The sequence below is a fragment of the Rhodoferax potami genome (assembly GCF_032193805.1).
Classification (GTDB): Bacteria; Pseudomonadota; Gammaproteobacteria; order Burkholderiales; family Burkholderiaceae_C; genus Allorhodoferax; species Allorhodoferax potami_A.
The window spans coordinates 137,675-160,513 of record NZ_JAVBIK010000003.1 but is presented as its reverse complement, the minus strand read 5'-3'; the positions used below and the strand labels follow the sequence as shown (position 1 = coordinate 160,513).

Below are 22,839 nucleotides of genomic sequence, written 5' to 3'. Positions count from 1 at the left end.
CGGGATGTAGTGTCCATTCATCAACTGAAAGGGGTATCCAATGAACGAAATTTCGCATGCAGTCATTGTGCGGGTCGGTGTTGACCTTTCCAAGAAATACTTCCAAGTGCATGCCGTCACCCAGCTTGGGGAGGTCACGTTGGCCAAGGCATATTCTCGGGATAGGTTCTTCTCCTGGTGCTCAGATTTGCCCTCAGGCTGCTTGGTGGCAATGGAGAGCTGTGGAGGTGCACATCACGTCGCACGTCGCCTTCGTACCATGGGTTTAGATGCCAGACTTATTGCCGGAAGTTTCGTTACACCCTACCGTATGGCAGGCAAAAGCGGGAAGAATGACGCCAACGATGCGGCAGCGATTTGCGAGGCAGCCGGTCGTCCGCAGATGCGCTTCGTGCCTACAAAGACCTGCGAGCAGCAAGGGCAGTTGGCCGTTCATATATGTTTGTGGCGTCGGCGCACTTCGATGCCTTCGAGCATCAGTTTGAGCGCCGTGCAGTCGATCTCGCCACTGCCGCCTTGAACGCCTTTACGGGAGAACTTGCCGCTCTCCAAACGCTTGCACCACAGGCACCAGCCGCTGCGGTCAAAGTACAGCACCTTCATCTGTGTTTGCCGCCGGTTGATGAAAACAAACATGTGTCCGGCCAGCACATCCACTTCAAACCCCTGGCGTGCCAGAGCGTACAAGCCGTCGTAGGACTGGCGCATATCGGCAGCTTGGCCATACAGGAACACGCGAATGCGGCCCTCGGGAAAGAACATTACCGGCGTACCAGATGCAAACTCATGCCCGAGCCGAGTTCGATGCGTAACTCCATGGCTCCATTGCCGCTGCCGTGCACTCCAGCAAGGTCGCCCAGATCAACGAACGCCGCCTTCGGCACGGTGGTGGGGGCTACCTTGTTCGTTCGCAGCGGGGACGCGATTCCCCTCTGTTTATTCCTAAGCGTGCGTCGGCGAGCAAGGCTGCTGCGACTGATGCCTTCGCGGCTGCAAAATTCATCTATCGTCAATCCAGCGCGGTCAAAACGATCCAGTACCTCAGCCCAAGTCTGTTCACTCAACACTGCACGCCTGAGCACGCTCTGCGTCTCTTCCATATCCGACCCCGTCCTGTTTGTTGATCAGGGCGCATTCTTTGGTACCTGCAATCAGTTCGCAAGAACGCCGGACAGTGACCGGTTACGTTTGGCAGTGCGTGACGCTGCACCGCGACTGCCACGTCAAGTTTGACTACAAGCTGTATTCCGCCCCCTTTGCGCTGGTGGGCAAAGAGCTGTGGCTACGTGCCACCGATAACTGCGTGACTTCGTTTGATGACTACCGATTGGTGGCAACCCATGCGCGGGGACAGCGTCCCGGTGAACGCCTCACGACCAAAGACCACTTGCCACCCGAGGCACAACTCTTCTTTGCCCGTGACCGCGAGTGGCTGGGTACCCAAGCGCTGCAAATCGGACCGTACTGTCAGCAGGTTATTGACTGGCTACTGAGTGACCGGATTCTGGAGCGATTGCGCGCAGCTCAGGGTGTGATTGGTCTGGCAAAGACCTACAGCGCCCAGCGTGTTGAGCTCGCCTGCCGACGTGCCATGGCCCACAACAGTCCGTATTACCGCACTGTCAAGACCATCCTGAGCAGTAATTCCGACCGGCTACCGATGCCTGATCACAGCATCGTGCCTACCTATGCAAAGGCCCGGTTTGTCCGCGACGCCGCAAGCCTCTTCACCCCCGATACCCACAACCCGCAGCAGGATTTGCTGCATTAACTATCCAGGAGACCATCCCAAATGACACCCATCCCCGAACTCGTTCCACATCTCAAGCAGTTGCGCTTGTCCGGTATTCTGGATTCGCTGGACGCCAGAAACCGCCAGGCGATTGAATCGAAGTTGGCCTATACGGAGTTCCTGGCCATCCTGATGGGCGATGAAGTGGCCCGCCGGGAGCAGAACAGTTTCAGTACCCGCCTGCGCCGGGCCCAGTTCCGCTCCACCAAAACGCTGGAGCAGTTTGACTTCGAGCGGCTACCCCAACTCAACCGCGCGCTGGTGCATGACCTGGCCACCGGGCGCTACGTGCGGGAGTGTTCTCCGGTATTGATTGTTGGCCCTAGTGGAACCGGCAAGAGTCATCTTGCGCAGGCCTTGGGCCATTGTGCGATCCGTCAGGGCGTGGATGTGCTGTTTACCAACTGCTCGGCACTCACGCAGTCACTGCACGCCGCGCGCGCCACCAACGCCTACGAGCGCAAGCTGCAGACCTTGAGTCGCATTCCGGTACTCATCATTGATGACTTCGGACTCAAGCCTCTGCGTGCGCCGGCCGACGAAGACCTGCATGAACTCATTGCCGAGCGCTACGAGCGCACTGCCACCATCGTCACCAGCAATCTGGACTTTACTGAATGGGATCAGGCATTCCCAGTCAACCCGCTCTTGGCATCCGCAACCTTGGACCGCTTACGTCACAACGCATACTGCCTGGTGCTTGATGGCCAGTCCTATCGGGCGCCACGCCAGATGCCGACCACCATGCCGACAAAAACAAAGAATTCAACGCAACAAAAAGACGTCAAATAAAGGCAAAATCCATACCCGAGTGATGTCCGTCAGACACCCTCCGGCTGGTCTCTATATGCCGAAAATCACTGGCTCCTATATGCCGCAAAGTGACAGGCGGTAACGCGCGGGGGAATAATGACGTCGATTTGCGTATCGCGTTGGGCAATCCGCTCGTAGGTTGGCTCGCCGTCATATGCACCGTCGGCGGTAACAGAGGCGACTTCGTGCTCGATCTGATCAAGCAGTGGACCAACCTGAGATGGGTCATCGACATCCTGGCCAGTCAAGACCGACGCCTCGATGTGCCCCGTGTTGGCGTCCACTGCCAAGTGCAGCTTTCACCATCTACGTCGCGACTCTTGTCCGTGCTTTTTCTGCAGCCATTCGCCTGCGCCGAACAGGCTAAATGTGCCCATCCCCCGAAAATCGGACACTTTGTAAAGTTCAATGCTTCCGAAAGAACTTGGACTCCCAATGGCAGTCTCGTCACGTTTGCAGCCACCCGGAATTTACGCCAGCACATCCAGTCCGTGTTTCTGAACGACCGCCAATAATTTGAGCGCCATACCGCTGGGTTGTTTGCTGCCCGCCTCCCACTTTTGAACAGTGGATTCGCTAGTGTTGAGGTATCTTGCAAAAACGGGCTGGCTTACATGCGCCTGCTCGCGAATTCGTTTGATCTGGGTTGGGGCCAGAGTTCTTGGCATGGTCAAACATGTTTCATCAAACTGGCGCATGGTCGTTTGATCGATGGCGCCAATCTTTCGCAGCGCAGCAGCGGAGGCATGGATTGCAGCAAAGGCATCACTTTTGAATTTCTGTTTTGTCGTCATGGCAAATCTCCACAAAATCTCCGCTAACAAGCAACTGCCCAACCTGGCGCTCTGTCAGACCCGCATAGCTGCTGGCCAGCAGGCGAAAAGCAAGCAACTCATCGTTCTCGATATTTTTCCGGTCCTTCTTGGCAAACAAGTACTCGTAGATCCAATATTTCCCGCCCTTGGCCAAAATGATTGACCGGTGCAGGTTGCTATTGAGTCGCTTCTTGAAAACGCCGCCACCCAAGTCATCGACCTGACCCAACAGAACCTGTTGGATAGCCACACAAAGCTCAACGTCCTTGATCTTGGCCTTCTTCGCATCTTTAGAGAATCTGGCGGTCTTGAAGGTGCGATTCGACTCGTTGGATGACATGACAAAGTGTAGCACCAGGTGACACCAATTGCAAGGCCAGGTTAAATCATCAAGCCGCGCTCAAATGGGTCAACAACAACGCTGGCCACGCCAATTTATCGGCCATTAGAGGCGAATATCCCGTTGAGGGCCGGATGGGCATTCAATCAAAGAGATCCCCTTGCCCAGGTTGCGTGGCGTTGCTCCAGGACACCGGCGACATGCCCTGGATGAACGCGATGGCGTCCAAGTCCCCGGCGGCCACCTTCTGTTCATAGACCTTGGACAGTAACGCCGTGTTGTAGTAGATGACTGCGTTGGCAATCAGCCGCGCGCAGTCGTTCCAAACCTGCTGCTCAGTTTCCGTCTGTACCTTGAACTTTCCGCCATTGATGAAGGCCACTGCGCGGCGGAACCGGTGATAGGCCTCGCCCCGGTTGAGTGCCTTTTGTACGCTCTGGCGCAGTTCGACATCGTCAATAAAGTCCAGAATGTAGATGGTCCGCAGAATGTTGTCCAACTCCCACAGGGCCTTTTTGGTGTTGTTTTGCCGGGCGTAGCTGCTCAGCTTGCGCACGATGGTGGCTTGGGTCGTGTCCTTTTGCGCGAGGGATGCCATGATGCGCTGGATATTTGGCCATTCGCTGATGATCAGATCGGCATTGACCTTAGTGCTTGGTCGAATCAACATGTCTGCCGGGTACTGGCTGAGCAAGTTGAACCCCACCAGGGATGCAGTTTTCTTTTGGATTGTCTTGTATCGCGGGGCAAAACCGTAGCCGTATGCGTAGAGAAAAAAGAAGTTGACCTGGTTGGTGCCGTGCGTATCGGCCGAGTGGCGCGTGGGTTTGATGTCCGACGTGTTGTTGTACAGCAAATCGAACAAGAAGCGGCTTTCGTGTTCGTGGGTACCGATGATCCGGGCGTTGATGGGCACATGGTTGGCAACCACCGTGCAGGCGCTAACACCCTTGTCCAGGCCAAAATACTTTGGCGCATGTCGGGCATTGAAGGTGTTGATCTGGGTCTCGAAACGCTGGCCATCGCTGCTGGAATGCAGCGCTTCGCGGATGTTGAAGAGCTTGAAGGCCGGCAGCGCGGCCGTGGCGTTGCTGATGGCGTCATTGGCGGCATGTACGGTTTCCGGACGCCGATAGCTGCGGGCGGTGGTAATCAGGGATGCGTGGCTCAAGCCAGAAACCTCCGCCATCTTGCCCAACCCCATGTTGGTGCCGAACGCCACCACGCAGGCGAGAAATTCGCGAAGGTCCGGTGCATGCTTGAGGGAGCGATTCAGAACATGCTCGAAGGCATCCAGAAAATTCGTATTCCCATTCACAAACCGCAGCAGTTGAGCAACGGGAATTCCTGGCAATTGGTTGCAAAACGGGCTATTGCAGGTCTCCGGCGCCGTCGGGTATATCAAGGATCACCGCTTCTTCTCGCCTTGACCGACAACCTTGATGTTCGCATTGACGCAGGAGGCCACGCGCTGATTGACCTCGACGAACCGCGTTTCGAGCTTGGTGGGCAGTCTGGACGATTTGGTCGAGCAGTTCCACGTTGAGCGCACTGGTCTGGCTCACATGGCGGTAGGTGTCACGGCTTAGCCCCACAAGGGCACAGGCGTGGCGTTAGGACATGCGGTGATCAGTCACCATGCTCCGAATAGCCTCGCGTTTGACTTGTGGGGCTAGCGCTTTGTGCCAAAGACGCTCTTGAGGGCATGGATGTCCAGATGCGCTTCGGCCAGCAGTCGCTTGAGCTTGCCATTCTCCAACTCCAATTCACGCAGCCGTTTTGCCTCGCTGGCGTCCATGCCACCGTACTTGGAGCGCCACTTGTAGAAGGAAGCATCACTGAAACCGTGTTTGCGCCCAAGTTCCTTGATCGGCATGCCTGCTTCGGCTTGCCGCAGATGGGTATTTCGGACGAACGTGAACAGCCATTTCGGGCAACGTGAACGGGCGTTTTGATAGCTTGCAGCTAAGGATTTCGGCATCGTGAACGTTGATTTCGGAGTCGTGAACAGCGAATGTGGCGCAGGCGTATGCCTGCATAGAAGTGGGGACTGAAGTTGCGCAAATGAGACCACCCTGGCGGGTAGGCTGCCTGATTTTTGACAGGAGGCCGGATGCCCGCCCGAAAGATCGCGATGCGCAAAGTTAAAGAAACATTGAGATTGAGCCTGGAGTGCAGGCTACCCTACGATCAGATATCCCAAGCCCTGGGACTGTCCAAAGGCGTCATCTCCAAATACATCCGTCAGGCTCTTGCAGCAGGACTGGATTGGAGTGCCATAGAAACCTTGGATGAGGGAGAGTTACACCGCAAATTGCGGGGCCAGCAAAGTGAGCCCGTTGTCTTTGTTGCGCCTGACTACGCACGGGTGCACTTGGAGCTGCGCGGCAAAGGCGTTACGTTGATGCTGCTGTGGCAAGAATACTGCGCCAAGTGGGCCGAAGACACCCAGGTCAGGCCTTAACAGTACACCCAATTCTGCGAGCACTACCGCCGGTTTGCCAAGACACTGAAGCGCTCAATGCGCCAAGTGCATCGCGCCGGAGAAAAACTGTTCATTGACTACGCTGGCCCGACCATTGTGCTGGCCGAGGGTGGTAAAGCCAATATCTTCGTGGCCGCCTTGGGCGCCTCAGGTTACGCCTTCGCGTGGGCGACACCTGCACAGACCACGGCAGATTGGCTGGAGGGGTGTGTCAAGGCGCTGACCTTCTATGGTGGAGTGCCGCAGCTAATCGTGCCGGACAACCCGCGCGCAGTGATTGCGCAGGTCAGCCGTTACGAGCCCCGAGCTACTGACACCGTGCTGGACTTTGCATGCCATTACGGCTGCAGCGTACTACCTGCGCGTGCCTACCACCCGCAGGACAAGGCCAAAGTCGAATCCACGGTCAAGATTGTTGAGCGCTGGATATTGGCGCGACTGCGGCATCAATCGTTTCGTAGCGTCACTGAGGTCAACGCAGCCATTGCCCCTTTGCTGGAGTATCTGAACAACAAACCGTTTCAGAAGCTACCCGGATGCCGGGCAAGCGCGTTTACCGCCCTGGATGCGCCAGCATTGATGGCCCTGCCGCCTGAACCGTTTGAGCTTGCGGTATTCAAGACGGTCAAAGTACACATTGACTATCACGTCGAGTTTGAAGGCCACCGCTATGTAACCGGTCACTGTCCGGCGTTCTTGCGAACTGATTGCAGGTACCAAAGAATGCGCCCTGATCAACAAACAGGACGGGGTCGGATATGGAAGAGACGCAGAGCGTGCTCAGGCGTGCAGTGTTGAGTGAACAGACTTGGGCTGAGGTACTGGATCGTTTTGACCGCGCTGGATTGACGATAGATGAATTTTGCAGCCGCGAAGGCATCAGTCGCAGCAGCCTTGCTCGCCGACGCACGCTTAGGAATAAACAGAGGGGAATCGCGTCCCCGCTGCGAACGAACAAGGTAGCCCCCACCACCGTGCCGAAGGCGGCGTTCGTTGATCTGGGCGACCTTGCTGGAGTGCACGGCAGCGGCAATGGAGCCATGGAGTTACGCATCGAACTCGGCTCGGGCATGAGTTTGCATCTGGTACGCCGGTAATGTTCTTTCCCGAGGGCCGCATTCGCGTGTTCCTGTATGGCCAAGCTGCCGATATGCGCCAGTCCTACGACGGCTTGTACGCTCTGGCACGCCAGGGGTTTGAAGTGGATGTGCTGGCCGGACACATGTTTGTTTTCATCAACCGGCGGCAAACACAGATGAAGGTGCTGTACTTTGACCGCAGCGGCTGGTGCCTGTGGTGCAAGCGTTTGGAGAGCGGCAAGTTCTCCCGTAAAGGCGTTCAAGGCGGCAGTGGCGAGATCGACTGCACGGCGCTCAAACTGATGCTCGAAGGCATCGAAGTGCGCCGACGCCACAAACGCTACCAACACCCTGCGCGGAGGTGACGATGTGCCCATTTTCAATCCGGAGAAGCACTCTTTTGCTTTGTCCCTAAAGGCCGCAAGATAAGGCCCATGTCGATGCCCAATACCAGCACTCCCACATTTACCGTCGAAACGGTCATGGGGCTGTCGCCGCAGAGCATCGCGCAGACACTGCAAGCACAGGCCGCCAGCATCAGCGCGCTGGAGCAGCAGCTCGAATGGTTCAAACGCCAACTCTTTGGCAAGAAGAGCGAGCGCTTTGCACCCTTGCCCGATGCGCAGCAAATGCACCTGGGGCAACTCCTGGGCGACCTCCCTGCCACTGATGCGCCCGAAGCCGACTCCGACTCCAACACCATCCCTGCACACCAGCGACGCAAACCCCGCAGCAACTTTGCCGACGAGGGCACGCCCGCATCGTTCTTTGACGAAACCAAGGTGCCCGTGCACACCATCGAGCTGGCCAACCCCGAGACCAAAGACCTCTCGCCCGATCAGTACGAGGTTGTCAGCCAGAAGGTCAGCCACCGCTTGGCACAGCGCCCCGGTGCCTATGTGGTGCTGAAGTATGTGCGCTCTGTCATCAAGCGCCACGACACGCAAACCCTGCACTGTGCGGGCGCGCCAACAGGCATCATTGAGGGCAGCCGCGCTGACGTGAGCTTGCTCGCAGGCGTTGTTGTTGACAAGTTTGCCTGGCACATTCCGCTGTACCGGCAGCACCAGCGCCTGAGCCAAGCGGGCTTCAAACTCAGCCGGGCGTGGCTGACGCAACTGGCGCAAAAGACCATTTCCCTGCTGGAGCCGATTTACGACACGCAGCTCGAGTCGATCCGCAACAGCCGGGTCAAGGCAATGGACGAGACCCCCATCAAGGCCGGGCGCAGTGGGCCCGGCAAGATGAAGGCGGCCTACTTCTGGCCTGTGTACGGCGAACTCGATGAGGTGTGCTTTGCCTATTTCGAGTCGCGCCGCCACGAGCACGTACAGCAGGCATTGGGGCTGCCAGGGGCCACAGATGCCGTGTTGCTCACTGACGGCTATGAGGCCTATGCACGTTACGCTGCCAAGACCGGCATTACGCATGCCCAATGCTGGGCGCACTGCAGGCGTGGCTTCTTTGAAGCTCTAGGGGCCGAGCCACAGGCCGCTGGCCAGGCGCTGCAGCAAATTGGCGAGATTTACGCCCAGGAAGAAGCCATTCGTGAACGTGACCTCTACGGGGATGCCAAACGAGAGCACCGTCTAAGCCACAGCAAACCGCTGGTGCAGAACTTCTTTGAATGGGTGGATTTGCAGTTCGAGCGGCAAGGCTTCCTGCCCAGCAATCCGTTGACCAAGGCATTGGCCTATGCACGCGAGCGCCGCGCGCAACTGCAGGTGTTTCTGGGCGATGCGGATGTGGCCATGGATACGAACCATCTGGAACGCGCCTTGCGCGCGATACCAATGGGCAGGCGCAATTGGTTATTCTGCTGGACGGAGGTGGGCGCCAAGCGCGCGGGCATCATGCAGAGCCTGATCGTGACATGCCGTTTACATGACATTGACCCCTACACCTACCTGGTTGATGTCTTGCAACGCGTAGGCCACCACCCCGCCTCCAGAGTTTCAGAACTGACGCCTCGTCAATGGAAGCAGCACTTCGCCGAGAATCCATTGCGTTCACCATTACACGGTTTGGTAACGTAGGCAATAACGCCGGACAGTGACCGGTTACATTGCAACGCTGCAGTTAGTGTATCTGCCGGACAGCTGTACCCCAAGGTTTTTCGAGGCCTTCCATTTAGCTTGGATGCCACTTCGTTGAGTTGTTCCTGGCTGTAGATGGATAGATTGCTACCCTTTGGGAAATACTGACGTAACAGGCCATTGGTGTTTTCGTTACTACCGCGTTGCCAAGGACTGCGGGGATCGCAGAAATACACCTGCACATTGGTTGCCACTGTGAATCGCTTGTGCTGGGCCAATTCACTACCTCTATCCCAGGTCAGCGTACGCATGATCTCTTTGGGTAATTGTTGAACTTGGGCTGTCAGCGCGTCAACTACGTTGGTTGTGTCTTTGCCTTTGAGCTTGACTAACATGACAAACCGCGAGTGCCGTTCCACCAATGTGGCAATGTGACTGTTCCCGGAGCCTGTTATGAGGTCACCTTCCCAGTGACCAGGAATCGCGCGATCCTCCACGGTTGCTGGACGCTCATGGATAGAAACCGCATCAATGATTTGCCCTCTGGGTCGCCCTTTTGTACTGAAAGCTTGGCTTCTTCGCATCATCCGGCGACTGCGGAGGTGGTTTACCAGCTCACGCTTGAGCAAGCCTCGTGTTTGAATGAATAGGCTGCGGTAAATCGCTTCGTGTGACAACTGCATATTGGAATCATCCCCATGAAACCTTTGAAGCCAGCCACTGACTTGTTGAGGCGACCAGTCTTGTTGCAACTTTCCGGCAACAGCTTCGCGCAATGGTAGATGGGTAGCTAGTTTGCATGCCTTGGGTCTGCACGCCTGCTTGGTCGCTCGAGCGTCCGCAGTCGCCGCTCGATAAACGGAGTCACCACCATTGCGTTTAACTTCGCGACCTACTGTAGATGGCGCAACACCAATAAGTAGAGCGATGCTCCGCAAAGACCTTCCCAAGGCCAATCCGCGCGATATTTCCTCACGCTGAGCAAGTGAAAGATGTCGCTCCGCGCGCTGGCGGCTTGGTGGGGAAATCCCTCCTCGATGTGAGAGGTATGTATGTACTGAACCGGGAGCCTTGCTCAGAGCGATTCCAATATCCTTAATGCTGCTTCCCGCCTTCCACATCTGCCACAAACGATGGCGTTGCTCCCAAGTTAAGCCTCTTTGCACTGAACTCATTGCAGACCCTTATCAACATAATTTGAATCATGTTGCATTGACCAGTTGAATCCAAGGCGGCTTTTTTTAAGATGTCGCGCTCCTCGCTCACCCGCTTGAGCTCGGCCTTGAGTCTGCGCAGTTCCTCCGTTTGGGACAACTGCTCCTTGTGCTGACCAGGAGGCAATTGCTGCTCTTTGATCCACTTGTACAGACTGTGCTGACTAACACCCAATCGGGCGGACACCTCGGCTACTGAATGGCCGCGCTGCGTGATCTGCTTGACCGCTTCGATCTTGAATTCTTCGGGAAATCTCTTCTGACTCATATCACCTCCTATTAGGCCTCACGTTTGAGGCTCAGAGGTGTCTACATATTCCGGGGCGATTCAAGAAGCTGTGGCTTCTTTGTGCTCTATATGACTTGAACTTACGGGCGTTACTGCAAGGAATTCCAAACATGCAGCATTGCCAGCTTCGCTTGGTCGTTTGATAATTGATTTATTTATTTTGCGCGGACTGAGTATTGGCTTTTCCACTTGTAATAGGTGGGCTTGCTGACTCCGTGCTTCCCGCACGTCTCACCGACCCGGGCTCCTATTTCGACCCCTTTCAAGATGCCGACGGTTTGGCTTTCGCTGAACTTTGATTTCTTCACGTAGAGACTCCATTGGTTGGAATTCTCTACTCCCGACTGGCTCAGGTTTTCAAGGGGGCTTCACGGGCAAGCGATTTCGATGGTGGCTAGGGTATTGAATATTGCGAAGGCAAGTTTGAGACTTTGGGTACGCCAGGATCAAGGTGGCGATCTGGGCAGTGTTGGAATGAGATCGGGACCTTCAGTGGTCACCCCCGAAGAGATGCAGCTTGCCCGGCTGAGGGCAGAGGCAACAGCTCATCCAAAAATTTACAGGGGACCACATTTCCTTTTGGAGTTAACGGTCGAACCGTAGACTCGACTTGAGTTGGTAAGAAGCTCTGCAAGCAATTCGTAATCTCTATTTATGAATTTTCCGGATATTCAGGCCAAAATGCCAGTACCAGATCAAAGGAAATTTTGCGATGACCCCTCAGGATAGCGAGCGCTATGGGCAAGTAGACGCCGATGCTCACCAAACGACGCTGGATTTACTGAAAGAGGTAGCTGACTACTTGAACCGTTTGCCTAAACACCCAATGACTCACAGCATATTACAGAAGGTCCGTTCTCACTTGGACAACCCAAGCGCAAAGGCACAAGAAGGACGGTTAGCCATGCTTGCTAAAGATCAGGTAATGAGTTCAAAAGTTAAGTCGGGCAATGGATTCAAAGGCGCATCACAATACACGCCAACTGGGTTGCCTATCATTTCTGCGAGGTTGCTCTATCCAACTCTACAACTGGAGTCACCCGCAGTACAGGAGCTGCTCGATGCAAGAGAGCCGCTGAAGGCGGAACGCCTCTGTACGGCAATTGGACGTGACATCGCTGGTGGAGTGTCAATTCACCTTTCATCCATTCGCCCAAAACTTGACCACGTTTGATCTGATCTCGAAGACGTAAAAAATACCAACCCCATGAACGAAAATTCTTAAGGTAATCGACCAAAAGGTAATTTGGATCACGATTACCAGCTGGATGATCAAGTCAATCATTAATAAACACCACCGTACTCCAGATCCACCGAAATCACTTAAGTCTTTGGGGTTGGAGTGTTGGCGCCGATGGAATCTTGATAATGACCTTGCCCCTGAATTGTGTAGCTCTTAGCTCTGCGATTACGCGGCCTTTTTACGCTGTGCCTCGTACCAGCGGGTTTCGAATTGCATTGGGCTGAGGTACCCCAGGCTCGAATGCAGTCTGGAGTGATTGTAAAAAGCAATCCAGTTCAGCACCGCATCCATTGCCTGTCTACGCGTGGCGAATTTCTGACCATAAATGCACGCTGCCTTCAGGCGCCCCAGAAACTTTCCGTCGGTGCGCTATCCCAACAATTGCCCTTACGGCTCATCGATGAGCGGATCTTGCATTTCTCCAATGCCTCTTGGAATTCGTGGCTGCAATATTGGCTTCCCCTATCGCTGTGGAATATGAGTCCAGGCGCCGGCTGACGCCGGAACCAGGCCATTGCCAGTGCGTCCTTCACCAAATCTGCCTGCATATTGGGCTTCATGCTCCAGCCCACCAGTTGTCGGCTGTGCAAATCGAGAACGCCTGCCAGATACAGCCATCCCTCATCGGTGGCCAGGTAGGTGATATCGCCAGACCACACCTGATTTGGCTCAGGTGGGTTAAACCGGCGCTGAACCAGGTCAGGGGCCACCGGCAAGTGGTGTTTGCTGTCGGTGGTCACCACATATTTGCGCTTGGTCTTGGCCTTGATTCCATGACGCTGCATCAGCACGCGCACGCGCTCTTTGCCAACCCGGATGCTGTCACGCGCAGTATGAAAATGACACGAGAACGCGGTGAGGAATTGATACACCTCGACTAACGTGCCAAGCCATCCGAACCATGGATGGGACTGGCAATGATTACGAACGAGGAGTACATGGAACTCAAGGTATTAAGGAAACACAGGCTGAGCTTGCGCGAGATATCGGTGCAAACTGGTATGGCAGTCAACACGGTGCGTAAGTATTTGGAGGGTGGTCCGCCGGCCATGAAGAAACTGCCGGCATGTAAGAGCAAGCTCGATCCATTCAAGGACTACCTGGCTGGACGTATTCAGGCGGCCAAGCCTGATTGGATTCCAGCAACGGTGCTGCAGCGTGAGATTGCCGCACAGGGGTATACGGGCTCCGTGCGCATCCTGCAGGAGTACCTCAAGGAGTTGCGTCCACAGGCGCGCCCGGATCCGGTTGTGCGGTTCGAGACCCAGCCCGGTGAGCAAATGCAGATGGACTGGATCGAGTTCCGCAAGGCTGGGCATAAAGACGGCATGTTGGCGGCGTTTGTGGCAACGCTGGGCCACAGCCGGGCGACCTTCGCGGAGTTCGTCACAGACATGAAGCTGGAGACACTACTGGCGTGCCATGTCAGGGCGTTCGAGAGCTTTGGTGGAGTCACCCGTGAAGTGCTGTACGACAACATGAAGACCGTCATCCTCAAGCGTGACGCCTACGGCAAGAACCTGCACCAGTTCCAGGGTGCCTTTGCTGACTTTGCGCACCACCATGGCTTTGTGCCGCGGGTGTGCAAGCCCTATCGGGCCAAGACCAAGGGCAAAGTCGAACGCATGAATGGCTACATCCGGCGCAGCTTCTGGGTGCCATTGGTGGCGAGTATGAAGCAGCAAGGCTTGGTGGTGGACGCGGACACAGCCAATCGGGAAATGCGCACCTGGCTGCGTGACGTTGCCAATGTGCGGATCCACGGAACCACTGGGTGTGTGCCGGCACTGGCTTTGCAAACTGAGCGCGCACATCTGCTGGCCATCCCCAGCGCCTACAGTGGGCGAACAGTGCGTCAATTACAAAAAGTCACCGGTAGCGGCGCAGCAGTCCGGCCAATTCCAGCCGCGGCATGGCGAGGCCTGCAGCATCCTCTGGCGATGTATGACACGCTGGTGCACAACCAAGCCTCAGCAGGAGGACGACCATGAGCCTGCAAATGGAAAGACTGCGTGAACTGTGTGATCAGCTGCGCCTGCTCAACTTACCCGATCAGCTTGCCCACTTGGGGCAAATGGCGGCCAAGAAAGAGCTGGGGTACCTGGAGTTCCTGGAGCAAGCCTTGCGTGGCGAGGCTCTGGCCAGGGTGGAGAGAACGCGCGCCATGCTCACGCGCATAGCGGGCTTCCCCGCCATCAAGACGCTCGATGAGTTTGACTTCCAGTTTGCCAGCGGTGTGCCCAAAACTCTGGTGCAGGAGCTTGGCAGTCTGGCCTTCGTGGAGCGCAGCGAGAACGTGGTCTTGCTGGGCGCCAGTGGGGTGGGCAAAACCCACTTGGCCATCGCCTTGGGCTACAGGGCAACCCAGGCTGGAATCAAGACGCGTTTCATCACGGCGGCAGATCTGCTGATGACACTGAGCACGGCACTACGGCAGAACACCCTGGAAGAGGCTATCAAACGCATCGTGCGTCCCTACCGGCTGTTGATCATTGACGAAGTCGGGTACCTACCCATGAATCGGGAACAGGCGAATCTTCTGTTCCAAGTCATTGCCAAACGCTATGAAGTGGGAAGTCTCATCCTGACCTCCAATCTGCCGTTTGGGCAATGGGACCAGACATTTGCAGACGATGCAACGCTGACAGCGGCGCTACTTGACCGACTGCTCCACCACGCCCATGTGGTCCCGATCTCAGGAGACTCCTATCGCCTGAAAGATAAGCGGCGTGCCGGTGTGATTGCCGCCAGCAGCAATGCCCTACTCAAACGAAAACGCAGTCACCTTGATACACAGGAGGAGCAAGCAGCCTAGAGGCGCCAAGCAAAGACAAAACAACCAATCACCCCACATAACGGTGTATCAAATCCACGCCGCGTTTGCGTTCCACAGTTGTATCAAATCGAGACTGCGTTTGACAATGCCACGTGCCAGCAACTCTTTGTGCATGCGCGGCCAGCCATATTCACCTTTGACCTCGGCCTGTATTGCCCGCATGTGGGCAAGCAAGGCTTTATCACTGTGGCGTGCGCCAGGCCTTGGGGTTTGCGATTGACTGCGCCGCAGCCAGTTGAAGTACCCACTGGCACTTATTTCCCGCACCTCACAAACCATGTGTCACTTTGCGGCATATAGGAGCCAGTGATTTTCGGCATATAGAGACCAGCCGGAGGGTGTCTGACGGACATCACTCGGGTATGGATTTTGCCTTTATTTGACGTCTTTTTGTTGCGTTGAATTCTTTGTTTTTGTCGGCATGGTGGTCGGCATCTGGCGTGGCGCCCGATAGGACTGGCCATCAAGCACCAGGCAGTATGCGTTGTGACGTAAGCGGTCCAAGGTTGCGGATGCCAAGAGCGGGTTGACTGGGAATGCCTGATCCCATTCAGTAAAGTCCAGATTGCTGGTGACGATGGTGGCAGTGCGCTCGTAGCGCTCGGCAATGAGTTCATGCAGGTCTTCGTCGGCCGGCGCACGCAGAGGCTTGAGTCCGAAGTCATCAATGATGAGTACCGGAATGCGACTCAAGGTCTGCAGCTTGCGCTCGTAGGCGTTGGTGGCGCGCGCGGCGTGCAGTGACTGCGTGAGTGCCGAGCAGTTGGTAAACAGCACATCCACGCCCTGACGGATCGCACAATGGCCCAAGGCCTGCGCAAGATGACTCTTGCCGGTTCCACTAGGGCCAACAATCAATACCGGAGAACACTCCCGCACGTAGCGCCCGGTGGCCAGGTCATGCACCAGCGCGCGGTTGAGTTGGGGTAGCCGCTCGAAGTCAAACTGCTCCAGCGTTTTGGTGGAGCGGAACTGGGCCCGGCGCAGGCGGGTACTGAAACTGTTCTGCTCCCGGCGGGCCACTTCATCGCCCATCAGGATGGCCAGGAACTCCGTATAGGCCAACTTCGATTCAATCGCCTGGCGGTTTCTGGCGTCCAGCGAATCCAGAATACCGGACAAGCGCAACTGCTTGAGATGTGGAACGAGTTCGGGGATGGGTGTCATTTGGGATGGTCTCCTGGATAGTTAATGCAGCAAATCCTGCTGCGGGTTGTGGGTATCGGGGGTGAAGAGGCTTGCGGCGTCGCGGACAAACCGGGCCTTTGCATAGGTAGGCACGATGCTGTGATCAGGCATCGGTAGCCGGTCGGAATTACTGCTCAGGATGGTCTTGACAGTGCGGTAATACGGACTGTTGTGGGCCATGGCACGTCGGCAGGCGAGCTCAACACGCTGGGCGCTGTAGGTCTTTGCCAGACCAATCACACCCTGAGCTGCGCGCAATCGCTCCAGAATCCGGTCACTCAGTAGCCAGTCAATAACCTGCTGACAGTACGGTCCGATTTGCAGCGCTTGGGTACCCAGCCACTCGCGGTCACGGGCAAAGAAGAGTTGTGCCTCGGGTGGCAAGTGGTCTTTGGTCGTGAGGCGTTCACCGGGACGCTGTCCCCGCGCATGGGTTGCCACCAATCGGTAGTCATCAAACAAAGTCACGCAGTTATCGGTGGCACGTAGCCACGTAACCGGTCACTGTCCGGCGTTCTTGCGAACTGATTGCAGGTACCAAAGAATGCGCCCTGATCAACAAACAGGACGGGGTCGGATATGGAAGAGACGCAGAGCGTGCTCAGGCGTGCAGTGTTGAGTGAACAGACTTGGGCTGAGGTACTGGATCGTTTTGACCGCGCTGGATTGACGATAGATGAATTTTGCAGCCGCGAAGGCATCAGTCGCAGCAGCCTTGCTCGCCGACGCACGCTTAGGAATAAACAGAGGGGAATCGCGTCCCCGCTGCGAACGAACAAGGTAGCCCCCACCACCGTGCCGAAGGCGGCGTTCGTTGATCTGGGCGACCTTGCTGGAGTGCACGGCAGCGGCAATGGAGCCATGGAGTTACGCATCGAACTCGGCTCGGGCATGAGTTTGCATCTGGTACGCCGGTAATGTTCTTTCCCGAGGGCCGCATTCGCGTGTTCCTGTATGGCCAAGCTGCCGATATGCGCCAGTCCTACGACGGCTTGTACGCTCTGGCACGCCAGGGGTTTGAAGTGGATGTGCTGGCCGGACACATGTTTGTTTTCATCAACCGGCGGCAAACACAGATGAAGGTGCTGTACTTTGACCGCAGCGGCTGGTGCCTGTGGTGCAAGCGTTTGGAGAGCGGCAAGTTCTCCCGTAAAGGCGTTCAAGGCGGCAGTGGCGAGATCGACTGCACGGCGCTCAAACTGATGCTCGAAGGCATCGAAGTGCGCCGACGCCACAAACGCTACCAACACCCTGCGCGGAGGTGACGATGTGCCCATTTTCAATCCGGAGAAGCACTCTTTTGCTTTGTCCCTAAAGGCCGCAAGATAAGGCCCATGTCGATGCCCAATACCAGCACTCCCACATTTACCGTCGAAACGGTCATGGGGCTGTCGCCGCAGAGCATCGCGCAGACACTGCAAGCACAGGCCGCCAGCATCAGCGCGCTGGAGCAGCAGCTCGAATGGTTCAAACGCCAACTCTTTGGCAAGAAGAGCGAGCGCTTTGCACCCTTGCCCGATGCGCAGCAAATGCACCTGGGGCAACTCCTGGGCGACCTCCCTGCCACTGATGCGCCCGAAGCCGACTCCGACTCCAACACCATCCCTGCACACCAGCGACGCAAACCCCGCAGCAACTTTGCCGACGAGGGCACGCCCGCATCGTTCTTTGACGAAACCAAGGTGCCCGTGCACACCATCGAGCTGGCCAACCCCGAGACCAAAGACCTCTCGCCCGATCAGTACGAGGTTGTCAGCCAGAAGGTCAGCCACCGCTTGGCACAGCGCCCCGGTGCCTATGTGGTGCTGAAGTATGTGCGCTCTGTCATCAAGCGCCACGACACGCAAACCCTGCACTGTGCGGGCGCGCCAACAGGCATCATTGAGGGCAGCCGCGCTGACGTGAGCTTGCTCGCAGGCGTTGTTGTTGACAAGTTTGCCTGGCACATTCCGCTGTACCGGCAGCACCAGCGCCTGAGCCAAGCGGGCTTCAAACTCAGCCGGGCGTGGCTGACGCAACTGGCGCAAAAGACCATTTCCCTGCTGGAGCCGATTTACGACACGCAGCTCGAGTCGATCCGCAACAGCCGGGTCAAGGCAATGGACGAGACCCCCATCAAGGCCGGGCGCAGTGGGCCCGGCAAGATGAAGGCGGCCTACTTCTGGCCTGTGTACGGCGAACTCGATGAGGTGTGCTTTGCCTATTTCGAGTCGCGCCGCCACGAGCACGTACAGCAGGCATTGGGGCTGCCAGGGGCCACAGATGCCGTGTTGCTCACTGACGGCTATGAGGCCTATGCACGTTACGCTGCCAAGACCGGCATTACGCATGCCCAATGCTGGGCGCACTGCAGGCGTGGCTTCTTTGAAGCTCTAGGGGCCGAGCCACAGGCCGCTGGCCAGGCGCTGCAGCAAATTGGCGAGATTTACGCCCAGGAAGAAGCCATTCGTGAACGTGACCTCTACGGGGATGCCAAACGAGAGCACCGTCTAAGCCACAGCAAACCGCTGGTGCAGAACTTCTTTGAATGGGTGGATTTGCAGTTCGAGCGGCAAGGCTTCCTGCCCAGCAATCCGTTGACCAAGGCATTGGCCTATGCACGCGAGCGCCGCGCGCAACTGCAGGTGTTTCTGGGCGATGCGGATGTGGCCATGGATACGAACCATCTGGAACGCGCCTTGCGCGCGATACCAATGGGCAGGCGCAATTGGTTATTCTGCTGGACGGAGGTGGGCGCCAAGCGCGCGGGCATCATGCAGAGCCTGATCGTGACATGCCGTTTACATGACATTGACCCCTACACCTACCTGGTTGATGTCTTGCAACGCGTAGGCCACCACCCCGCCTCCAGAGTTTCAGAACTGACGCCTCGTCAATGGAAGCAGCACTTCGCCGAGAATCCATTGCGTTCACCATTACACGGTTTGGTAACGTAGGCAATAACGCCGGACAGTGACCGGTTACGTAGCCACAGCTCTTTGCCCACCAGCGCAAAGGGGGCGGAATACAGCTTGTAGTCAAACTTGACGTGGCAGTCGCGGTGCAGCGTCACGCACTGCCAAACGCCCAAGTCCGGCGCCTGCGGTGGAAGCGGCTTGAGCAAGGCCCGCTCCAGCGCAAACAAATCCATGGGCTGCTGGCGGGTGGTGCCGTGAATGCGCACACCGGCTTCCTGCAATACCCACGCCTGCGCCTGTGCATTAAGGTCCGCCAGATCACGGAATTCGCGGGTAGACAGGAAGTTACGCTTGACGTATTTGACGCCCGACTCCACGATACCCTTCTTCTGCGGATCGTGCGGCGGGCACGGGTCAATCTTGAATTCATAACCTTCAGCGCACTCGGCATAGGAGCGCTGCACCTGCGGGTCAAATCGGCAAGCCTTGATGATGGCGCACTTGGCGTTGTCGATGATCACGCGCTCGGGCACACCGCCAAACCACTCAAAGGCACGGCGGTGGCAGCCCAGCCATGTGGCCACCGTTTGGTCCCAGACGAATTCCACATACTGATGGCGGCTGTGACACAAGGTCATAACAAAGGCCCAGGTGCGCCTACGCTGTCCATCCGGATGCACCAAAAATGGCCCCGCGCCAAAGTCAACCTGAGCGGCTTCGCCGGGCTTGAAGCTCAGTCTCACAGTGAGATCGGTACGCGGCTGTGCCTTGGCAATGTCACGCATGATGCGATAGACAGAGGAGTAGCTGCCGCAGAACTGGTGCTCGCGCACCAACGCGGCATGAATGGCTACGCCCTCAACCCCGGCAGCCATCCAGCGCGCCACTTGTTCGCGCCATGGGTGGGCTTTGGAGACCGTGCTGGATGGGCGCTTGGCCGCTGCGCACAGACTCAGGGCAATAACTTCGGGTTCGGGCAGCGGCAGCTCAGCCTCCAACCAGCCCAAGCTGCGGGCGTGTTCGCGAAAGCTCGCCACCTTGACCCGGCCCATAAGGCCCAGACGCGCGATCTCGCGATCGCCGTCACCGGCGCGTAGTCTGATTAAAACGTTTCTGTATTCATGCATCTCGATCTTTCTGCGACCCATCCGTTACTCCTGAACAAAAAATTCAGAAGGTAACGACAGTTACGTCGCGTTCGAGATGCCCGTCCAATCCCCCGGCTGGCTCCTATATGACGAAAACCAAATGGCCTATATGTGCCGAAAACGCTCTGGCTCCTATGTGCCGAAAACCAATTGGCCTGTATGTGGTGAAAAGTGACACCATGCCAACGGGCCATTGCCTCGTAACCGGTCACTGTCCGGCGTTCTTGCGAACTGATTGCAGGTACCAAAGAATGCGCCCTGATCAACAAACAGGACGGGGTCGGATATGGAAGAGACGCAGAGCGTGCTCAGGCGTGCAGTGTTGAGTGAACAGACTTGGGCTGAGGTACTGGATCGTTTTGACCGCGCTGGATTGACGATAGATGAATTTTGCAGCCGCGAAGGCATCAGTCGCAGCAGCCTTGCTCGCCGACGCACGCTTAGGAATAAACAGAGGGGAATCGCGTCCCCGCTGCGAACGAACAAGGTAGCCCCCACCACCGTGCCGAAGGCGGCGTTCGTTGATCTGGGCGACCTTGCTGGAGTGCACGGCAGCGGCAATGGAGCCATGGAGTTACGCATCGAACTCGGCTCGGGCATGAGTTTGCATCTGGTACGCCGGTAATGTTCTTTCCCGAGGGCCGCATTCGCGTGTTCCTGTATGGCCAAGCTGCCGATATGCGCCAGTCCTACGACGGCTTGTACGCTCTGGCACGCCAGGGGTTTGAAGTGGATGTGCTGGCCGGACACATGTTTGTTTTCATCAACCGGCGGCAAACACAGATGAAGGTGCTGTACTTTGACCGCAGCGGCTGGTGCCTGTGGTGCAAGCGTTTGGAGAGCGGCAAGTTCTCCCGTAAAGGCGTTCAAGGCGGCAGTGGCGAGATCGACTGCACGGCGCTCAAACTGATGCTCGAAGGCATCGAAGTGCGCCGACGCCACAAACGCTACCAACACCCTGCGCGGAGGTGACGATGTGCCCATTTTCAATCCGGAGAAGCACTCTTTTGCTTTGTCCCTAAAGGCCGCAAGATAAGGCCCATGTCGATGCCCAATACCAGCACTCCCACATTTACCGTCGAAACGGTCATGGGGCTGTCGCCGCAGAGCATCGCGCAGACACTGCAAGCACAGGCCGCCAGCATCAGCGCGCTGGAGCAGCAGCTCGAATGGTTCAAACGCCAACTCTTTGGCAAGAAGAGCGAGCGCTTTGCACCCTTGCCCGATGCGCAGCAAATGCACCTGGGGCAACTCCTGGGCGACCTCCCTGCCACTGATGCGCCCGAAGCCGACTCCGACTCCAACACCATCCCTGCACACCAGCGACGCAAACCCCGCAGCAACTTTGCCGACGAGGGCACGCCCGCATCGTTCTTTGACGAAACCAAGGTGCCCGTGCACACCATCGAGCTGGCCAACCCCGAGACCAAAGACCTCTCGCCCGATCAGTACGAGGTTGTCAGCCAGAAGGTCAGCCACCGCTTGGCACAGCGCCCCGGTGCCTATGTGGTGCTGAAGTATGTGCGCTCTGTCATCAAGCGCCACGACACGCAAACCCTGCACTGTGCGGGCGCGCCAACAGGCATCATTGAGGGCAGCCGCGCTGACGTGAGCTTGCTCGCAGGCGTTGTTGTTGACAAGTTTGCCTGGCACATTCCGCTGTACCGGCAGCACCAGCGCCTGAGCCAAGCGGGCTTCAAACTCAGCCGGGCGTGGCTGACGCAACTGGCGCAAAAGACCATTTCCCTGCTGGAGCCGATTTACGACACGCAGCTCGAGTCGATCCGCAACAGCCGGGTCAAGGCAATGGACGAGACCCCCATCAAGGCCGGGCGCAGTGGGCCCGGCAAGATGAAGGCGGCCTACTTCTGGCCTGTGTACGGCGAACTCGATGAGGTGTGCTTTGCCTATTTCGAGTCGCGCCGCCACGAGCACGTACAGCAGGCATTGGGGCTGCCAGGGGCCACAGATGCCGTGTTGCTCACTGACGGCTATGAGGCCTATGCACGTTACGCTGCCAAGACCGGCATTACGCATGCCCAATGCTGGGCGCACTGCAGGCGTGGCTTCTTTGAAGCTCTAGGGGCCGAGCCACAGGCCGCTGGCCAGGCGCTGCAGCAAATTGGCGAGATTTACGCCCAGGAAGAAGCCATTCGTGAACGTGACCTCTACGGGGATGCCAAACGAGAGCACCGTCTAAGCCACAGCAAACCGCTGGTGCAGAACTTCTTTGAATGGGTGGATTTGCAGTTCGAGCGGCAAGGCTTCCTGCCCAGCAATCCGTTGACCAAGGCATTGGCCTATGCACGCGAGCGCCGCGCGCAACTGCAGGTGTTTCTGGGCGATGCGGATGTGGCCATGGATACGAACCATCTGGAACGCGCCTTGCGCGCGATACCAATGGGCAGGCGCAATTGGTTATTCTGCTGGACGGAGGTGGGCGCCAAGCGCGCGGGCATCATGCAGAGCCTGATCGTGACATGCCGTTTACATGACATTGACCCCTACACCTACCTGGTTGATGTCTTGCAACGCGTAGGCCACCACCCCGCCTCCAGAGTTTCAGAACTGACGCCTCGTCAATGGAAGCAGCACTTCGCCGAGAATCCATTGCGTTCACCATTACACGGTTTGGTAACGTAGGCAATAACGCCGGACAGTGAC

At 57.0% G+C, this 22,839-nt stretch carries 22 protein-coding genes and 10 pseudogenes; 17 read left to right on the top strand and 15 right to left on the bottom strand.

The genetic code is table 11. The features are described 5' to 3' along the window. Positions 1–40: 40 nt before the first annotated feature. Positions 41–436 (top strand): annotated as a pseudogene (locus tag RAE19_RS18795) (IS110 family transposase); the annotation flags it as partial. On the opposite strand, the gene tnpB (RAE19_RS18790) reads toward RAE19_RS18795, so the two are convergent. Both tnpB (RAE19_RS18790) and RAE19_RS18785 read right to left on the bottom strand, forming a co-directional pair. Continuing rightward, entirely contained in the window at positions 433–762 is a 330-nt protein-coding gene (tnpB, locus tag RAE19_RS18790) for an IS66 family insertion sequence element accessory protein TnpB (RefSeq protein WP_313876370.1), read from the bottom strand. The pseudogene RAE19_RS18795 and the gene tnpB (RAE19_RS18790) sit on opposite strands and share 4 nt — an antisense overlap. Next, positions 762–1,100 carry a hypothetical protein gene (locus RAE19_RS18785; protein WP_313873005.1) on the bottom strand — a complete coding sequence of 113 codons (339 nt, stop codon included), beginning with the start codon at positions 1,098–1,100 and terminating at the stop codon, positions 762–764. Before RAE19_RS18785 ends, tnpB (RAE19_RS18790) begins: the two co-directional genes overlap by 1 nt. Positions 1,101–1,174: 74 nt before the next feature. Here RAE19_RS18785 and RAE19_RS18780 point away from each other — a divergent pair, with 74 nt between their 5' ends. Both RAE19_RS18780 and istB (RAE19_RS18775) read left to right on the top strand, forming a co-directional pair. Beyond that, entirely contained in the window at positions 1,175–1,771 is a 597-nt protein-coding gene (locus RAE19_RS18780; protein ID WP_313876369.1) for a Mu transposase domain-containing protein, read from the top strand. A 21-nt stretch (positions 1,772–1,792) separates the two neighbouring features. Next, the gene (gene istB / locus RAE19_RS18775) at positions 1,793–2,584 is read left to right on the top strand and encodes an IS21-like element helper ATPase IstB (protein WP_313873002.1); all 792 of its coding nucleotides are present in this window, start codon (positions 1,793–1,795) and stop codon (positions 2,582–2,584) included. A 65-nt stretch (positions 2,585–2,649) separates the two neighbouring features. Here istB (RAE19_RS18775) and RAE19_RS19500 read toward each other — a convergent pair whose 3' ends face one another. The 5 genes and pseudogenes from RAE19_RS19500 to RAE19_RS18750 all read right to left on the bottom strand — a co-directional run. After that, positions 2,650–2,895, bottom strand: a complete 246-nt coding sequence (locus tag RAE19_RS19500) for a transposase (RefSeq protein WP_430962585.1) — start codon at positions 2,893–2,895, stop codon at positions 2,650–2,652. 180 nt (positions 2,896–3,075) lie between these two features. Continuing rightward, positions 3,076–3,399, bottom strand: coding sequence for a helix-turn-helix domain-containing protein (locus tag RAE19_RS18770; protein ID WP_313876368.1), 324 nt, complete (start codon positions 3,397–3,399; stop codon positions 3,076–3,078). Next, a complete protein-coding gene (locus tag RAE19_RS18765) occupies positions 3,371–3,760 on the bottom strand; it encodes a type II toxin-antitoxin system RelE/ParE family toxin (RefSeq protein ID WP_313876367.1) in 390 nt (129 codons plus the stop codon). Before RAE19_RS18765 ends, RAE19_RS18770 begins: the two co-directional genes overlap by 29 nt. 160 nt (positions 3,761–3,920) lie before the next feature. Next, positions 3,921–5,264: pseudogene (locus tag RAE19_RS18760) on the bottom strand (transposase); the annotation flags it as partial. A gap of 112 nt (positions 5,265–5,376) precedes the next feature. Further along, a pseudogene (locus RAE19_RS18750) lies at positions 5,377–5,636 on the bottom strand (transposase); the annotation flags it as partial. 237 nt (positions 5,637–5,873) lie between these two features. On the opposite strand from RAE19_RS18750, the pseudogene istA (RAE19_RS18745) reads away from it, so the two are divergent. From istA (RAE19_RS18745) to tnpC (RAE19_RS18730), 4 genes and pseudogenes are all read left to right on the top strand, one after another. Continuing rightward, positions 5,874–6,929: pseudogene (gene istA, locus RAE19_RS18745) on the top strand (IS21 family transposase); the annotation flags it as partial. Positions 6,930–7,003: 74 nt separating this feature from the next. After that, complete coding sequence (locus RAE19_RS18740; RefSeq protein ID WP_313873005.1) at positions 7,004–7,342, top strand: hypothetical protein; 339 nt, start codon at positions 7,004–7,006, stop codon at positions 7,340–7,342. Next, complete coding sequence (tnpB, locus tag RAE19_RS18735) at positions 7,342–7,689, top strand: IS66 family insertion sequence element accessory protein TnpB (RefSeq protein WP_313873004.1); 348 nt, start codon at positions 7,342–7,344, stop codon at positions 7,687–7,689. The genes RAE19_RS18740 and tnpB (RAE19_RS18735) overlap by 1 nt, the downstream gene beginning before the upstream one ends. Before the next feature lie 69 nt (positions 7,690–7,758). Next, positions 7,759–9,360 (top strand): IS66 family transposase, encoded by a 1,602-nt coding sequence (tnpC, locus tag RAE19_RS18730; protein ID WP_313872998.1) that lies wholly within the window; start codon positions 7,759–7,761, stop codon positions 9,358–9,360. Positions 9,361–9,392: 32 nt separating this feature from the next. On the opposite strand, the pseudogene RAE19_RS18725 reads toward tnpC (RAE19_RS18730), so the two are convergent. From RAE19_RS18725 to RAE19_RS18715, 3 pseudogenes are all read right to left on the bottom strand, one after another. Then, a pseudogene (locus RAE19_RS18725) lies at positions 9,393–10,535 on the bottom strand (IS30 family transposase); the annotation flags it as partial. Between the two features lie 58 nt (positions 10,536–10,593). After that, positions 10,594–10,842, bottom strand: a pseudogene (locus RAE19_RS18720) (transposase); the annotation flags it as partial. Positions 10,843–11,036: 194 nt separating this feature from the next. After that, positions 11,037–11,171: pseudogene (locus RAE19_RS18715) on the bottom strand (transposase); the annotation flags it as partial. A 64-nt stretch (positions 11,172–11,235) separates the two neighbouring features. On the opposite strand from RAE19_RS18715, the pseudogene RAE19_RS18710 reads away from it, so the two are divergent. Continuing rightward, a pseudogene (locus RAE19_RS18710) lies at positions 11,236–11,400 on the top strand (transposase); the annotation flags it as partial. A gap of 175 nt (positions 11,401–11,575) precedes the next feature. Then, positions 11,576–12,037 (top strand): hypothetical protein, encoded by a 462-nt coding sequence (locus RAE19_RS18705; RefSeq protein ID WP_313876366.1) that lies wholly within the window; start codon positions 11,576–11,578, stop codon positions 12,035–12,037. Positions 12,038–12,271: 234 nt separating this feature from the next. On the opposite strand, the pseudogene RAE19_RS18700 reads toward RAE19_RS18705, so the two are convergent. After that, positions 12,272–12,924: pseudogene (locus RAE19_RS18700) on the bottom strand (IS3 family transposase); the annotation flags it as partial. A gap of 99 nt (positions 12,925–13,023) precedes the next feature. Between RAE19_RS18700 and istA (RAE19_RS18695) the strand changes: the two are divergent. Together istA (RAE19_RS18695) and istB (RAE19_RS18690) are read left to right on the top strand one after the other, a co-directional pair. Beyond that, positions 13,024–14,097 (top strand): IS21 family transposase, encoded by a 1,074-nt coding sequence (gene istA / locus RAE19_RS18695; RefSeq protein ID WP_430962508.1) that lies wholly within the window; start codon positions 13,024–13,026, stop codon positions 14,095–14,097. Further along, positions 14,094–14,921, top strand: a complete 828-nt coding sequence (gene istB / locus RAE19_RS18690) for an IS21-like element helper ATPase IstB (protein WP_313873548.1) — start codon at positions 14,094–14,096, stop codon at positions 14,919–14,921. Before istA (RAE19_RS18695) ends, istB (RAE19_RS18690) begins: the two co-directional genes overlap by 4 nt. 105 nt (positions 14,922–15,026) lie before the next feature. On the opposite strand, the pseudogene RAE19_RS18685 reads toward istB (RAE19_RS18690), so the two are convergent. From RAE19_RS18685 to RAE19_RS18675, 3 genes and pseudogenes are all read right to left on the bottom strand, one after another. Continuing rightward, positions 15,027–15,221: pseudogene (locus tag RAE19_RS18685) on the bottom strand (IS3 family transposase); the annotation flags it as partial. Positions 15,222–15,317: 96 nt separating this feature from the next. Then, positions 15,318–16,109 carry an IS21-like element helper ATPase IstB gene (gene istB / locus RAE19_RS18680; protein WP_313873002.1) on the bottom strand — a complete coding sequence of 264 codons (792 nt, stop codon included), beginning with the start codon at positions 16,107–16,109 and terminating at the stop codon, positions 15,318–15,320. 21 nt (positions 16,110–16,130) lie between these two features. Next, entirely contained in the window at positions 16,131–16,598 is a 468-nt protein-coding gene (locus tag RAE19_RS18675) for a hypothetical protein (RefSeq protein ID WP_313876365.1), read from the bottom strand. Between the two features lie 111 nt (positions 16,599–16,709). Here RAE19_RS18675 and RAE19_RS18670 point away from each other — a divergent pair, with 111 nt between their 5' ends. From RAE19_RS18670 to tnpC (RAE19_RS18660), 3 genes are all read left to right on the top strand, one after another. Further along, positions 16,710–17,048, top strand: a complete 339-nt coding sequence (locus tag RAE19_RS18670; protein ID WP_313873005.1) for a hypothetical protein — start codon at positions 16,710–16,712, stop codon at positions 17,046–17,048. Further along, positions 17,048–17,395, top strand: coding sequence for an IS66 family insertion sequence element accessory protein TnpB (gene tnpB, locus RAE19_RS18665; protein WP_313873004.1), 348 nt, complete (start codon positions 17,048–17,050; stop codon positions 17,393–17,395). Before RAE19_RS18670 ends, tnpB (RAE19_RS18665) begins: the two co-directional genes overlap by 1 nt. 69 nt (positions 17,396–17,464) lie before the next feature. After that, positions 17,465–19,066 (top strand): IS66 family transposase, encoded by a 1,602-nt coding sequence (tnpC, locus tag RAE19_RS18660; protein ID WP_313872998.1) that lies wholly within the window; start codon positions 17,465–17,467, stop codon positions 19,064–19,066. On the opposite strand, the gene istA (RAE19_RS18655) is transcribed toward tnpC (RAE19_RS18660), so the two are convergent. Next, positions 19,003–20,175 carry an IS21 family transposase gene (istA, locus tag RAE19_RS18655; protein WP_313876364.1) on the bottom strand — a complete coding sequence of 391 codons (1,173 nt, stop codon included), beginning with the start codon at positions 20,173–20,175 and terminating at the stop codon, positions 19,003–19,005. The two genes, tnpC (RAE19_RS18660) and istA (RAE19_RS18655), sit on opposite strands and share 64 nt — an antisense overlap. Positions 20,176–20,461: 286 nt before the next feature. On the opposite strand from istA (RAE19_RS18655), the gene RAE19_RS18650 reads away from it, so the two are divergent. From RAE19_RS18650 to tnpC (RAE19_RS18640), 3 genes are all read left to right on the top strand, one after another. Next, on the top strand, positions 20,462–20,800 hold the full coding sequence (locus RAE19_RS18650; RefSeq protein ID WP_313873005.1) for a hypothetical protein: 339 nt from the start codon (positions 20,462–20,464) through the stop codon (positions 20,798–20,800). Next, on the top strand, positions 20,800–21,147 hold the full coding sequence (gene tnpB / locus RAE19_RS18645; protein WP_313873004.1) for an IS66 family insertion sequence element accessory protein TnpB: 348 nt from the start codon (positions 20,800–20,802) through the stop codon (positions 21,145–21,147). The genes RAE19_RS18650 and tnpB (RAE19_RS18645) overlap by 1 nt, the downstream gene beginning before the upstream one ends. A 69-nt stretch (positions 21,148–21,216) precedes the next feature. Beyond that, complete coding sequence (gene tnpC, locus RAE19_RS18640; RefSeq protein ID WP_313872998.1) at positions 21,217–22,818, top strand: IS66 family transposase; 1,602 nt, start codon at positions 21,217–21,219, stop codon at positions 22,816–22,818. The last annotated feature ends 21 nt before the right edge of the window (positions 22,819–22,839 follow it).

Bases quoted from the DNA above. Each gene is read 5' to 3' on its own strand.
- istA (WP_430962508.1), top strand. From the start codon at position 13,024: ATGATTACGAACGAGGAGTACATGGAACTCAAGGTATTAAGGAAACAC.
- RAE19_RS18765 (WP_313876367.1), bottom strand. From the start codon at position 3,760: ATGTCATCCAACGAGTCGAATCGCACCTTCAAGACCGCCAGATTCTCT.
- tnpB (WP_313873004.1), top strand. From the start codon at position 20,800: ATGTTCTTTCCCGAGGGCCGCATTCGCGTGTTCCTGTATGGCCAAGCT.
- istA (WP_313876364.1), bottom strand. From the start codon at position 20,175: ATGGGTCGCAGAAAGATCGAGATGCATGAATACAGAAACGTTTTAATC.
- tnpC (WP_313872998.1), top strand. From the start codon at position 17,465: ATGTCGATGCCCAATACCAGCACTCCCACATTTACCGTCGAAACGGTC.
- RAE19_RS18650 (WP_313873005.1), top strand. From the start codon at position 20,462: ATGGAAGAGACGCAGAGCGTGCTCAGGCGTGCAGTGTTGAGTGAACAG.
- istB (WP_313873548.1), top strand. From the start codon at position 14,094: ATGAGCCTGCAAATGGAAAGACTGCGTGAACTGTGTGATCAGCTGCGC.
- RAE19_RS18770 (WP_313876368.1), bottom strand. From the start codon at position 3,399: ATGACGACAAAACAGAAATTCAAAAGTGATGCCTTTGCTGCAATCCAT.
- tnpB (WP_313876370.1), bottom strand. From the start codon at position 762: ATGTTCTTTCCCGAGGGCCGCATTCGCGTGTTCCTGTATGGCCAAGCT.
- istB (WP_313873002.1), top strand. From the start codon at position 1,793: ATGACACCCATCCCCGAACTCGTTCCACATCTCAAGCAGTTGCGCTTG.
- RAE19_RS18670 (WP_313873005.1), top strand. From the start codon at position 16,710: ATGGAAGAGACGCAGAGCGTGCTCAGGCGTGCAGTGTTGAGTGAACAG.
- istB (WP_313873002.1), bottom strand. From the start codon at position 16,109: ATGACACCCATCCCCGAACTCGTTCCACATCTCAAGCAGTTGCGCTTG.
- tnpB (WP_313873004.1), top strand. From the start codon at position 17,048: ATGTTCTTTCCCGAGGGCCGCATTCGCGTGTTCCTGTATGGCCAAGCT.
- tnpC (WP_313872998.1), top strand. From the start codon at position 21,217: ATGTCGATGCCCAATACCAGCACTCCCACATTTACCGTCGAAACGGTC.
- RAE19_RS18740 (WP_313873005.1), top strand. From the start codon at position 7,004: ATGGAAGAGACGCAGAGCGTGCTCAGGCGTGCAGTGTTGAGTGAACAG.
- tnpC (WP_313872998.1), top strand. From the start codon at position 7,759: ATGTCGATGCCCAATACCAGCACTCCCACATTTACCGTCGAAACGGTC.
- RAE19_RS18785 (WP_313873005.1), bottom strand. From the start codon at position 1,100: ATGGAAGAGACGCAGAGCGTGCTCAGGCGTGCAGTGTTGAGTGAACAG.
- RAE19_RS18705 (WP_313876366.1), top strand. From the start codon at position 11,576: ATGACCCCTCAGGATAGCGAGCGCTATGGGCAAGTAGACGCCGATGCT.
- tnpB (WP_313873004.1), top strand. From the start codon at position 7,342: ATGTTCTTTCCCGAGGGCCGCATTCGCGTGTTCCTGTATGGCCAAGCT.